General features: G+C 70.7%; 13 protein-coding genes and 1 tRNA gene. 6 read left to right on the forward strand and 8 right to left on the reverse strand.

Going from position 1 to position 11710, the window contains the following annotated elements:
* Window positions 1-14: 14 nt before the first annotated feature.
* Window positions 15-821 (reverse strand): alpha/beta hydrolase family protein, encoded by an 807-nt coding sequence (locus AC3IPY_RS07785; RefSeq protein ID WP_489187812.1) that lies wholly within the window; start codon window positions 819-821, stop codon window positions 15-17.
* A 143-nt stretch (window positions 822-964) separates the two neighbouring features.
* Between AC3IPY_RS07785 and AC3IPY_RS07790 the strand changes: the two genes are divergently transcribed.
* Entirely contained in the window at window positions 965-1894 is a 930-nt protein-coding gene (locus tag AC3IPY_RS07790) for a cation diffusion facilitator family transporter (RefSeq protein ID WP_489187814.1), read from the forward strand.
* A 45-nt stretch (window positions 1895-1939) separates the two neighbouring features.
* Here the strand turns inward: AC3IPY_RS07790 and AC3IPY_RS07795 are convergent, their stop codons facing one another.
* Together AC3IPY_RS07795 and AC3IPY_RS07800 are read right to left on the reverse strand one after the other, a co-directional pair.
* A complete protein-coding gene (locus AC3IPY_RS07795) occupies window positions 1940-2695 on the reverse strand; it encodes a DedA family protein (protein ID WP_489187816.1) in 756 nt (251 codons plus the stop codon).
* Window positions 2696-2887: 192 nt separating this feature from the next.
* Entirely contained in the window at window positions 2888-3541 is a 654-nt protein-coding gene (locus AC3IPY_RS07800) for a biliverdin-producing heme oxygenase (protein ID WP_489187818.1), read from the reverse strand.
* A 107-nt stretch (window positions 3542-3648) separates the two neighbouring features.
* Between AC3IPY_RS07800 and AC3IPY_RS07805 the strand changes: the two genes are divergently transcribed.
* On the forward strand, window positions 3649-4509 hold the full coding sequence (locus AC3IPY_RS07805; protein ID WP_489187820.1) for an LLM class flavin-dependent oxidoreductase: 861 nt from the start codon (window positions 3649-3651) through the stop codon (window positions 4507-4509).
* 207 nt (window positions 4510-4716) lie between these two features.
* Window positions 4717-5079 carry a hypothetical protein gene (locus tag AC3IPY_RS07810; RefSeq protein WP_489187822.1) on the forward strand — a complete coding sequence of 121 codons (363 nt, stop codon included), beginning with the start codon at window positions 4717-4719 and terminating at the stop codon, window positions 5077-5079.
* Between the two features lie 27 nt (window positions 5080-5106).
* Here the strand turns inward: AC3IPY_RS07810 and AC3IPY_RS07815 are convergent.
* The 5 genes from AC3IPY_RS07815 to AC3IPY_RS07835 all read right to left on the reverse strand — a co-directional run bounded on the left by AC3IPY_RS07815 (window position 5107) and on the right by AC3IPY_RS07835 (window position 8426).
* Window positions 5107-5188, reverse strand: a tRNA-Leu gene (locus tag AC3IPY_RS07815).
* Between the two features lie 48 nt (window positions 5189-5236).
* On the reverse strand, window positions 5237-6202 hold the full coding sequence (locus AC3IPY_RS07820; protein ID WP_489187824.1) for a permease prefix domain 1-containing protein: 966 nt from the start codon (window positions 6200-6202) through the stop codon (window positions 5237-5239).
* Window position 6203: 1 nt separating this feature from the next.
* On the reverse strand, window positions 6204-6608 hold the full coding sequence (locus AC3IPY_RS07825) for a PadR family transcriptional regulator (RefSeq protein ID WP_489187826.1): 405 nt from the start codon (window positions 6606-6608) through the stop codon (window positions 6204-6206).
* A 216-nt stretch (window positions 6609-6824) separates the two neighbouring features.
* Window positions 6825-7697 carry an alpha/beta fold hydrolase gene (locus tag AC3IPY_RS07830; RefSeq protein WP_489187827.1) on the reverse strand — a complete coding sequence of 291 codons (873 nt, stop codon included), beginning with the start codon at window positions 7695-7697 and terminating at the stop codon, window positions 6825-6827.
* Between the two features lie 156 nt (window positions 7698-7853).
* Window positions 7854-8426 carry a TetR/AcrR family transcriptional regulator gene (locus AC3IPY_RS07835; RefSeq protein WP_489187829.1) on the reverse strand — a complete coding sequence of 191 codons (573 nt, stop codon included), beginning with the start codon at window positions 8424-8426 and terminating at the stop codon, window positions 7854-7856.
* Window positions 8427-8568: 142 nt separating this feature from the next.
* Here AC3IPY_RS07835 and AC3IPY_RS07840 point away from each other — a divergent pair, with 142 nt between their 5' ends.
* From AC3IPY_RS07840 to AC3IPY_RS07850, 3 genes are read left to right on the forward strand one after another with little or no spacing between them, the layout of a single operon-like run.
* Window positions 8569-9801, forward strand: coding sequence for a TadA family conjugal transfer-associated ATPase (locus AC3IPY_RS07840; protein ID WP_489187831.1), 1233 nt, complete (start codon window positions 8569-8571; stop codon window positions 9799-9801).
* A complete protein-coding gene (locus AC3IPY_RS07845) occupies window positions 9798-10664 on the forward strand; it encodes a type II secretion system F family protein (RefSeq protein ID WP_489187833.1) in 867 nt (288 codons plus the stop codon). Before AC3IPY_RS07840 ends, AC3IPY_RS07845 begins: the two co-directional genes overlap by 4 nt.
* Window positions 10652-11599 carry a type II secretion system F family protein gene (locus AC3IPY_RS07850; protein WP_489187835.1) on the forward strand — a complete coding sequence of 316 codons (948 nt, stop codon included), beginning with the start codon at window positions 10652-10654 and terminating at the stop codon, window positions 11597-11599. The genes AC3IPY_RS07845 and AC3IPY_RS07850 overlap by 13 nt, the downstream gene beginning before the upstream one ends.
* The last annotated feature ends 111 nt before the right edge of the window (window positions 11600-11710 follow it).

An 11710-nucleotide genomic window follows, 5' to 3' on the forward strand; every position in this document is an offset into this window, starting at 1 on the left:
AGCCCTTCGCCGGCTCAGCCCGTGATGAACGCGGTGAGCGTGTCGGCGAACTCGGTGAAGTCGCCGACGCCGCCCTCCTGCAGCAGTGACCAGCCGTGCCCGGCGCCCTCGTTGATGATCGTGACGTCGGTGCTGGCCGTGGCGTCGGCGAGCTCCCGGAGCTTCTCGACCCGCACGACCGTGTCGCGCGGCGATACCGCGAGCAGCAACGGCACCTCGAGCGTGGACGCCACGGCGAGCGTGTCGAAACCCGCGAAGGAGATCGGGCCCGCGAGGTCGGCGACGGCGTCCAGCCGGCCGTCGGCGCCGTCGCGGGCACCTGCGGCGATCGCCGTCGCGCCGCCCATCGAGGCGCCGACCGAGACGACGCGTTCGGCGCCCGAATCGCGAGCCCAGTCGGCGGCGGCGAGGATCGCGTCCGCACCGGAGTCGACGACGTCGGCGCCCGCGGCGCAGTCGGTCTCGCCGTAGCCGCAGAGGTTGACGAGCAGCACCTGAACGCCGTCGTCGACGAGGGTCGAGGCGTACGGCCAGAACCCGCAGGCGTCCTGGTTGTTCTGATGCGTGAAGATCGCCGTGGTCGTGCCGGAGCCCGCGACGCCGACATCGAAGCGCGACTCGCCGACGGGCAGCCACATCGCGCTCGACTCGACGCCCGTGTCCTTGCAGCGTTCGCTCGGCGACTGGGGGCGGTCCTCGGCCCCGGCCCCTGCCGTGCTTGAGCCGGCGTCGCCGGACGCGTCGCCGCATGCCGAGAGTCCCACGGCGAGGCATCCGACGAGGATGAGGGCGGACGCGAACCGGGCGCGGGATCTCAGCATGCTCGGAATGATAAGGGTCCCTAACTCTTGCTGTCGAGCGGATGTCGTGGAACGTCGTGCGCGCGCTCGGGAGGTCACGCGCTGAGAACGCGACTCATTCCCATCACGGGCAGGTCGCGGCATCCGCGCCTACGCTGGAGGGGATGGCACACTCGCACGACCACGCAGACGCGCACGGCGCGGCGAATCGCACCAGGCTCTGGATCGCGATCGCCATCATCGGCGTGTTCCTGCTCGTGCAGGTGGTCGGTGCGGTGCTCACCGGGTCGCTGGCGCTGCTCGCCGACGCCGGACACATGTCGAGCGATCTCATCGGGCTCGTGGTCGCGCTCATCGCGGCGTTCATCGCGGCTCGCCCGGCGACCGACCGGCAGACCTACGGCTATCGGCGTGCCGAGGTGCTCGGCGCGCTCGTGAACGGCGTCATCCTGACCGGGGTCGCCGTGACGGTCGCCGTCTCGGCGATCTCCCGCCTCGTCGAGGGCGCAACGGGCGAGGCGCACGAGGTCGCGGGCGGCGGCATGCTCGTCGTCGGCGTCGTCGGCCTGCTCGCGAACGTCGCCGCGATGCTCGTGCTCCGCGGCGGGGCGAAGGACTCGATCAACCTCCGCGGCGCGTACCTCGAGGTGCTCGGCGACCTCATCGGCTCGGTGCTCGTCATCGCCGCCGCGATCGTGATCGTGCTCACGGGCTTCGACGCGGCCGACCCCATCGCCTCCATCGGCATCGCCGTGCTCATCGTGCCGCGGGCGATCTCACTGCTGCGAGACGTGGTGCACGTGCTCTTCGAATCGGCCCCCGCCGACACGGATGTCGCGGAGATCCGCGAGCACCTGCTGCGAACGCCCGGCGTGGTGGCCGTGCACGACGTGCACGTCTGGCAGATCACCTCGGGCCAGCCGGTGTTCTCGGCGCATGTCGAGGTCGAGGCCGACGTGTTCGCGTCCGGGCGCACCGGGGCGCTGCTCGATGAGCTGGGCGGATGCCTCACCGCGCACTTCGACGTCGAGCATTCGACGTTCCAGCTCGAACCCGCCGGGCGGGCGGAGCAGGAGCAGGGCTCGCACCGCTAGGTCGTCGCAGCCGCTCGCTCGGGGTCTCGGCCCTCGGCCCGGGAGTCAGTGCGCGTGCGGAGGGTCCTCGGGGCCGCGCTCGAAGACCTCGGGGTCGAGCACGAGATGCTCGGCCTCGTCTTCGTCGGTGACGACGTCTTCGCCGGCAGCCTCGGCCTTCTTCGCCTTCGAACGCTCGCGCAGGTAGTGCCAGAGCGTGACGAGCGCCGTGCCGGCGACGGCGGCCAGCAGGATGAGGTCGATGTACTCCTTGACGAAGTCCGCGACGGGCGGGATGTAGCCGATGAGGAAGCCGAAGTAGGTGAGCCCCGCGCCCCAGATGAGTGCGCCGATGAGGTTGTAGAGCGTGTACTTGCGGTAGTTCATGTGGCCGACGCCGGCGGCGACCGGTGCGAAGGTGCGCACGACGGGCACGAAGCGGGCGAGGATGATGGCCAGGGCGCCGAAGCGTTCGAAGAACGCGTTCGTGCGTTCGACGTTCTTGACGCTGAAGATGCCGGATTCCTTGCGTTCGAAGATCGCCGGCCCGGCCTTGTGGCCGATGAGGTAGCCGACCTCGCCGCCGAGGAACGCCGCGAAGCCGATCGCGAGGCACACCCACCAGATGTCGACGCCGAAGACGAGCGAGGTGTGGGTGAGCAGGCCCGAGATCACGAGGAGCGTGTCACCGGGCAACAGGAAGCCCACGAGGAGGCCGGTCTCGGCGAAGACGATGCCGCACACGACGAGCAGTGCCCACGGGCCGGCGCCGCCGATGATGGTCTCGGGGTCGAGCCATGGGATCAGTGCGGTGTTGATCACGGGAACGTGCTCCTGTCGTCGGACACGGCGGATGCCGGATCGCAGGCGGCGTGGGTGTCGTTGAAGTCTACCGAGCCGGGGTGCGCACCGACTGGGTGGGAACCCTGAAATCATCCCCGGGTATGACGGCGCCGCGGCATCCGATCATCAACTGAACGGATGCCGCGGCGAAGGGATCGGGCGGAGCGGGGCTCAGGCCGCGAGGGCCTCGAAGATCGCCCCGTTGAGGCGGAAGGAGGCCTTCGCCTCGTCGACCAGCACGTCGACCTGACCGGGCTGCAGCGCGAGCGCGTTCATGGCCTCGCGGTACCGGCGCTTGTAGCGCACGGGGCCCTCGTCGCCGAGGTCGAAGTCGTAGAAGCTCAGCTGCTCGGGGGTCGCGCCGTAGTGGCGGCCGACGAGCGCGGCGATGGCCTGGCCGCCCGACAGGTCGCCGAGGTAGCGGGTGTAGTGGTGCGCGAGGTAGCGCACGTCGTCGTCGGAGATCGCGCGCAGGTGTGCCGTGTAGGCCGCCGTCGCGGGCAGTGCGGGGTGCGTCTCGCGCCAGTCGGCTGCGCCGAGCGCCGCGAGGTCGGACTCGATCGCGGCCAGGCGCGCGAGCTTCGGGTCGAAGACGTCGGGATCGCCGGCCCGGCTGCCGCGCTCCTCGAGGGCCTCGTAGACCCAGGCGAACTGGGCCAGGTAGCGGGTGTAGTCCTCGAGCGAGAGCTCGCCGCCCATGAGCATGGTGATGAAGCCGCGCGTCTCGGCGTTGCGGTGGTCTTCGGCGGTCGCGGCGCGCACGAGGGCGGCGACGTCGAGCGGTTCGGTGGCCGCCGTGGCCTCGGTGGGGGGAGCGATGGTCATCGGGCGGATCCTTCATCGAGCGTGCAAAAGTAAGGCTTACCTTACAGCCTAGACGATGCGCTGCGAGGTGTCGTGGTGTGTCGGTGGGCGGGGCTAGCGTCTCGGGCATGGAGTACGGGTTCATCTACACCGGCAGCGACCCCGAGGTCGCCGTCGAGCTCGCGGCACTCGCCGAGCAGCACGGCTGGCACGGATTCTTCGTCTGGGAGGGCATCTGGGCGACCGATCCGTGGGCGACCCTTGCTGCGGCGGCCGTCATGACATCGAACATCCGTCTCGGCACGATGCTGACCCCCGTGCCGCGTCGGCGACCGTGGGAGCTCGCGGGGCAGACCATGACCGTCGATCGGCTCTCACGAGGGCGCGTCATCCTCTCGGCCGGGCTCGGCGTGCCCGAGGCGGTCGAGCAGCGCTTCTGGATCTTCGAGTCCGACCCCGGCCGGCGCGAGCGGGCGCAGCTGCTCGACGAGTCGCTCGAGATGCTCGGGCACCTCTGGCGCGGCGAGCCGTTCGCCTACGAAGGGTCGCACTACCGGGCGACGAAGACCGATCAGATGCTGCCGCTGCCGAGCGTTCAGCAACCGCGCATCCCGACCTGGGTCGTCGGCGTCTGGCCGCGGCCGAAGTCGATGCGGCGTGCCGCGCTCGCCGACGGGTGGATCCCCAATTTCGCACCGCCGGGCACCGAGATCACGCCCGAGGCATCCGGGTACACGCCTGAGGTCGCGGCCGAGGCCATCGCCTGGATCCGTCGCGAACGCGAGGTCGCGGGCGTCGCCGAGCGCCCCTATGCGATCACTCAAGAGGGCACGACGAGCAGCACGGATGCCGCGGCCGCAGCAGCGGCCGTCAAGCCCTGGGCCGATGCCGGCGTCACCTGGTGGCTCGAATCCGACTGGAGCGTGCCCGCCGAGCAGATCGAGGCGAAGGCCAGGGCCCGCATCGAGGCCGGGCCGCCCGTCGTGTGAGCGCTGCGTGTGCGGCCGCCGCCGTGTGACGGTCAGTCGCGGGCGAGCACCGTGCCGCATCGCCAGCAGGGGGTCGCGCCGACACCCTCGACGAGGGCGCCGCAGTCGTCGCAGACCCGTGAGAGCCAGCACACGGCGTCGCCGGCGAGGTCGAGTTCGGGCGGTCGCCCGGGCTGCTCTCGGGGCGCCGTCACATTCGGGTCGGCGGTGCCCGAGGCCAAGCGGCGCCGATACCGGTTCGAGGCCGACAAGTTCGCCGCGGCCGGGCTGACGCCGCAGGCGTCGGAGCTCGTGACGCCTCCGCGCGTGCTCGAGTGCCGGTTGCAGTTCGAGGCCCGCGTGCGCCGGGCGACTCCCGGCCTCGACGGCAGCTACCTCATGGTGGAGGCCGAGGTGCTGCGCGTGCACGCGGACCCGGCGATCCTCGACCGCACGGGCGAGCACATCGACCCGACGGTCTGGAACCCGATCGTCGACGCGTTCCGGCACTTCTTCGAACGCGGCGCCGAGGTGGGCTGGCTCGCGTCGAGCCCGACCGCGCCGCATGCGCCGGTCGTCGACCGAGGCTGAGCGAGGGCCGCGGCCCGGCTGATCCAGTGCGGAAGGAGGGACTTGAACCCTCACGCCCGAAGGCACAGGAACCTAAATCCTGCGTGTCTGCCGATTTCACCACTCCCGCGAGTGCCCGTTCAGTCTAGGCGCGACCGAACGGGCACCCGGCAGCGCGTCAGTCGGCCTTGTCGGCCCTCGCGCCGAAGAGCATGCGCGCGAGCACGAGCATCATGGCCACGAAGCCGCCGACGAAGGCGAGCGGAGCCCAGATCCAACCGGCGGTGAAGCCGATGACCGGGATCGCCACGAACGCGACGGTCCAGATGACCGCGGTGTAGATGCCGAAGCGGGCGGCCGACGCCGGGTCGTCTTCGAAGCGAGTGCCGATGGATGCCGCGTCGCGGTGCTGCTGCACGACCCACGGCTTGTGGCGGTTCGTCTGTGTGGCACCGAGGTAACTCAGGCCGCCGATCGCCGCCACGACGGCCGCGCCCGCGAGCACGAGCCAGCCGAGCTCGAGGTGCAGGATGACGACGGGCGTGAACGCGAGGCCCGCGAGCAGCAGACCGGTCGCCGCGCCGTAGCCCGTCGCGCGCCTCGCAGGCATGCGATGGTTCGTGGTGGTCTCCTGGCTGAGGGCGTCGGCCGTGACCACGCCGAGCGCGATGCCGAAGACGGCGGCGAGGCCGATGAGCGCACCGACGCCGAGCGACAGCAGCGGCGTGAGGCCGAGCACGAGCAGCACCAGCGCGGCCGCCGCGACGATCGACAGCACGACGGTGCGCACCACGAATCCGGGCTTGGGTCGAACGCGGTTGCGGAGGGCTGCGGCCGTGGCCGATTCGGAGCGGCCGGCCCCGCGGGCGGATGCGGCGACCGAGGAACCGGCGCTCGCGGCATCCGCGGTGCTCTGGGGGCTCTCGCCGTCGATGAGTTCGCGCACGTCGCCGAGTTCGGCGACGGCCCTGCGCGCGGCGTCACCCTGGGGGAGTCCGGATGCCTCGAGCTCGGCCATGCGGGCGAGCAGGTTGCCGCGGATCTCTTCTTTCAGGTCTTGGATCTCGGGGGTGACCTCGATGCCGGCGAACGCCTCGTCGAGCAGTCGGTGCAGGTCGCCGCCGGAGGAGCGGTGGTCGGTCATGTCAGGAGCCCTTCTTGGCTGCGGGCGCGGTGGGCGTGCCCAGCAGGGAGTCGATGATGGTGCGGGTGGCGACCCAGGCGGCGACGTTCTGCGTGAACGCGGCCCGGCCGGCGTCGGTGATGCGGTAGTACTTGCGGCGGCCGCCCTGCGACTCGTCGCCCCAGTACGCCTCGGCGAGCCCGTCGCGGAGGAGGCGGCGGTAGCTCGCGTAGAGCGTCGCCTCCTTGATCTCGTAGGCGCCGCCCGTGGCGTCGCGGATGAGCTTGTAGATCTCGAAGCCGTAGCTGTCGTGCGCGCGGAGCACGCCGAGCACGATCGTGTCGGTGTGACCGCGCAGCAGGTCGGCGGCGAAGGCGTCGTCTGGCGCGAAGTCGGATGCGGCGCCCGGTGCGCTGTCCTTGGTCATGAAAGGTACTGTACCAGATCAAGTACCAGATCAGAAGTCGACGGATGTCGCGGCGCAGCGCTGCGCCGCGATGAACGCCATCTCCCCGACCGTTGCAGGCCGGCGGACGACCGAACGGGCGGGACGTCCGAAACCGATGGTTTCGGACGTCCCGCCCGTCATCGCCGCCGCGGGGCGGGCGTGCGTGGTCGGCGTGCGGTCCGCTCCTGCGTGCGCTCAGCCGTTGAGGAACGCCAGCGTCTCCGCGGCGGCCCGGTCCGGGTGCTGGAAGATCGACCCGTGCGAGGCGTCGGGGAAGATCACGATACGCGCGTCGGGGATCAGGCCGGCCAGCGTGTGACTGGCGCGGGTCGGGATCATGATGTCGTCGTCTCCCTGGAGGATCAGGGTGGGCTGGGCGATGTCCGCCAGTCGGGCGACGGCGTTCCAGTCGCGCACGCCCCAGTCGAGGATCGCCTTGAAGTACTGGGTGTCCTTCGTCTCGAGCGAGGTCTCGGCGTCCCGGCCCTCCTGGCGCGCGAAGATGCGGCCGAGGGCGGCCCCGCCGGCGGACTGGCTGCTCTCCGTGTGGGCGTAGAAGACGTACAGCACGTCTTCGGCTCCAGGGGCGTCCGGTGAGACCACGTGCGCGACCACGTCGTCGGCCCACTGCTCCATGCCCGGGGCGCCTTTGGGGCCGGTGCCCGCGAGGACCAGCCGGCGCACCCGGTCGGGGTGACGCAGCACGATCGACTGGGCCACGAAGCCGCCGAGCGAGAAGCCGAAGAGGTCGACCACCTGCAGCCGAAGGGCGTCGAGGAATGCGACCGCGTCGTCCGCCATCTGCTCCACGGTGTCGGGTGCGGTGCCGCTCGTGCCGCCGACGCCGACGTTGTCGACCGCGATGACCTCGCGCTCGGCGGCGAGCCGGTCGATCAGGGAGGGATCCCAGTTGTCGAGGTTTCCGCGGAAGTGCTGGAGCAGTACCAGCGGGGTGCCGTCGGCCGATGGCGTGCCGACCCGGCGGTAGGCGTAGTCGACGCCGTTCGCGGCGAGGACGGTCTGGATCTCGGACGTCCCGTAGGTGCCCTTTTCACGTTCGTTCGACATGGCTGTGCCTTCCTGAGAACTGTCGCGATCCGGCCAATATGACCGGTCGTCTTAGATTGACGCTACCACGGTCCGAGCGACATGCCGGCGCGCGCTGCGGTCTTCGCCTTCGACCGCTCGCGACCGCATCCCCATGGTGCGGTCGCGAGCGAACCGTCAGCGCAGAACCGCGTCGAAGGTGATCGCCAGGAAGTCGGAGATCGGTTCGGAGGTCAGCGTCACCTTCGCGCGCGCGACGGCACCCTCCAGTGACGCCACCACATAGCGCGCCAGCGCATCCGCGGCCATGTCATTGGTGATCTCGCCCGCGCGCTGGGCTCGCGCGATGACCTCGGCGATCGCGCCCGTCCAGAGCTCGAAGCCGCGATCGACCTCGGCCCGCAGCGGCTCCGAGATCGCGGAGACGTCGGTGCTGAGATTGCCGAGCAGGCATCCGTACGCCAACCCGGCTCGCGCCCGCTGCTCGATGACCCGATCGACGTGCTCCCGCAGCGCTTCGAGGGGCGGTTTCGAGCTGGTGGAGAGCTCGTTCAGTGCCAGTTCGTCGATGTACCGGCGCAGCACCTCGATGCCCAGGTCCTCCTTGCTGCGGAAGTGGTTGTAGAACGAGCCTTTCGGCACGTGCGCCTCCGCGACGATGTCGTTGACACTGGCCGCGTTGTAGCCGCGTTCCAGCAGCACCCTGGCGGCACCGTCGAGCAATTGATCCCGCAAACTCGCTCTGCCCATGATCGTAGGTTAGATGAACGGTCGTCTTGGCGGTGGTCGGGTGGTGGAGCCGAGCGGATGCCGCGGGGCGGCGTCCGGAGCAGGCACGGCGTCTGTGGATAACTTCACGGTGCTCGTGCGGCGTCACCCCAAGATGGGTGACATGACCGACGCCGTGCGCACCATCACCGACCGGGTGCGCACCCGAGTCCTGCGCGAGGGCGTCGACCTGACCCGCGACACGACCGCGGCCGCGCGCTTCACGCGCGAAGAGGTGCGCCGCTACAGCGAACGCGCGCTCGCCGGCTCGCAGATGCAGCCCATCGACGAACTCGCGACCGTGCGCGACGTCGAGGCGGCGATCACGGGGTACGGGCCGCTGCAGCCCTACTTCGACGATCCGAGCGTTGAAGAGATCTGGATCAACGGGCCGACCCGGGTCTTCGTCGCCCGCAACGGCATGGCCGAGCTCACGACCGTGGTGCTCGGCGATCGCGAGGTGCGCGAGCTCGTCGAGCGCATGCTCCAGCACAGCGGTCGCCGCGTCGACCTGAGCTCCCCGTTCGTCGATGCCTCGCTGCCCGATGGGTCGCGGCTGCATGTCGCGATCCCCGATGTGGCGAGAAGCCACTGGGCCGTGAACATCCGCAAGTTCCAGCGGCGCATCCGCACCCTCGACGCGCTCGTCGATCTCGGTTCGCTGACGCCCGCGGCCGCGGCCTTCCTGCGCGCGGGCGTCGTCGCCGGGGCGAACACGCTCGTCTCCGGTGCCACGCACACGGGCAAGACCACGATGCTGAACGCCCTCATGTCGGCTGCGCGGGTCGACGAGCGCGTCATCACGATCGAGGAGACCTTCGAACTCGACCTCGACGTGCGCGACCTCGTCTCACTGCAATGCCGGCAACCCAGCCTCGAGGGCACCGGCGAGATCTCGCTCCGGCGCCTCATCAAGGAGTCCCTGCGCATGCGCCCCGACCGACTCATCGTCGGCGAGGTGCGCGAGGCCGAGAGCCTCGACCTGCTCATCGCCTTGAACTCGGGGCTTCCAGGCATGTGCACGATCCACGCGAACTCCGCCCGCGATGCGCTCGCGAAGCTGTGCACCCTGCCGCTTCTGGCCGGCCGCAATATCGACGCGTCCTTCGTCGTGCCGACGGTGGCCGCGTGCATCGACCTCGTGGTGCACCTCGGCATCGACTCGGCCGGTCGCCGTCGGGTCGTCGAGATCACGGCGCCGACGGGCGACACGGCACTGGGCGCGGTCGAGGCCGATCGGCTGTTCACCACCGTCGACGGCGTGCTGCGCCCGACCGGGCTGCGACCCCGCCGTCTCGAGAAGTACGACGCCGCGGCGATCGAGCTCGACCGCCTCCTCGGCGAGGCACGCGCATGAGCCTCGTCGTCGGAGCGCTGCTCGGCGTCGGCGTCCTCCTCGCGCTCGCGCCGATCCTCTGGCCGTCGAGAGCGGATGCCGCTGTTCCGAGCGAGTCGGCGATGGGGCGGCGCCTGCGCGACGACCTCGCGCTCGCCGGGCTCGCCGACGTGCCCATTCCGGTCATCGCGGTCGTCTGCGTCGTGATCTCTGCGGTGCTCGGTGCTGTCGCGCACGCCATCATGCAGGTCCCCACCATCACCGTCGTCGCGGCGGTCCTCGGTGCCGCCGCCGCACCATTGGCGATCAAGGCCCGAGCCGACCGGCGTCGGGCATCCAACCGGTCCGTCTGGCCCGACGTCGTCGACCACCTCGTCGCTTCCGTGCGCTCCGGCATGCCGCTGCCCGAGAGCGTCGGAGCCCTCGGAGTGCTCGGGCCGGCCTCGACCCGGCCCGCGTTCGCCAGGTTCGATGCCGAGTACCACCGAACGGGCAACTTCGGACTCTGCCTCGACACGTTGAAGGCGACGCTCGCCGATCCGGTCTCCGACCGCATCCTCGAGACGCTGCGCATGGCGCGCGAGGTCGGCGGCACCGAGCTGACCTCCGTCCTCAGGAGCCTCGCCGGCTACCTGCGTGAAGATGCGGCGCTGCGCGCAGAGGTCGTCGCCCGCCAGTCCTGGATCCGCAACGCGGCGCGCCTCGGCGTCGCCGCACCCTGGGTGCTGCTCGTCGTGCTCTCGGCACGCCCTGAGACCCTGGTGGCCTACAGCTCGCCTGCCGGCGCCGTGCTCATCGTGGTCGGCGTCATCGTCACCGTCGTCGCCTACCTCGCGATGACCGCGCTCGGCCGCCTCCCCGAGGAGCGACGATGGTTCCGCTGAACGCCACCGCGTCGGTCGCGCTGCTCATCGGCGTGCTGTTCGGGGTCGGGGCGTGGCTCGTCGTGAGTGCGATCCCGCGCATCGGCAGGCCGCGACTGGCCGAGCGCGTCGCACCGTACGTCGCCGACTTCTCCGACGAGGCGCGCGAACTGCTCGCGAGGCGCCCGGCCGACCCCTCGCCGGTGTTCGGGGTGGTCCTCGGCCCGATGGGGCGGCGCATCCGCGACGTCGTGACGAGCTGGTTCGGCGGCGGCGAGGTGATCGCGCGCCGTCTGCGTCAGGCGGGAGCCGCGATCGGTGTCGAACGATTCCGGGCGGAGCAGCTCGCCTGGGGCGCGACCGCGTTCGCCGTCGCGACGGCGCTCGCCATCTGGGCGCCCGGGTTCGCGATGCTTCCCGCAGCGGTGCGCGTGGCGACACCGCTGCTCGCGGCCGTCGGCGGCGTGCTCGCGCGCGAGTGGATGCTGCAGCGTCGCGTGAGTCAACGGCTCGTGCGCATCTCCGACGAACTTCCCACGGTGCTCGAGTTCCTGACGCTCAGCCTGACAGCGGGCGAGAGCATGCTCGACGCGATCCGCCGCGTCGCCCGCACCGGATCGGGCGAGCTCTCGCGGGAGTTCGCCGGGGTGGTCGCGGCCGTGGGCGCCGGGTTGCCCCTGGCGGTCGCGATCCGGGCCCTTCGAGACGACCTCGACCACCCCGCGCTCTCGCGTGCCCTCGATCAGGTGCTCGGCGCGCTCGATCGCGGAGCCCCGCTCGCCTCGGTGCTCGCCTCGCAGGCCGGTGACGCCCGCGAGCAGGCGAAACGCACGATCATCGAGCTCGCCGGGCGCAAGGAGATCGCCATGCTCGTGCCGCTCGTGTTCCTGATCCTCCCCATCACGATCGCCTTCGCACTGCTGCCCGGCTATCTGGTGCTGCAGACGGACTTCTGATGCACACCGACCTCATGAACGACACGCCCACCTCACCCATGCGGCGCCCATCGAGTGCCCTCGAAAGGAACATCCATGCGCAAGCTGTTGGCAACCCTGAACCGACTCGAC

The organism is Agromyces sp. GL_144, from assembly GCF_057834305.1.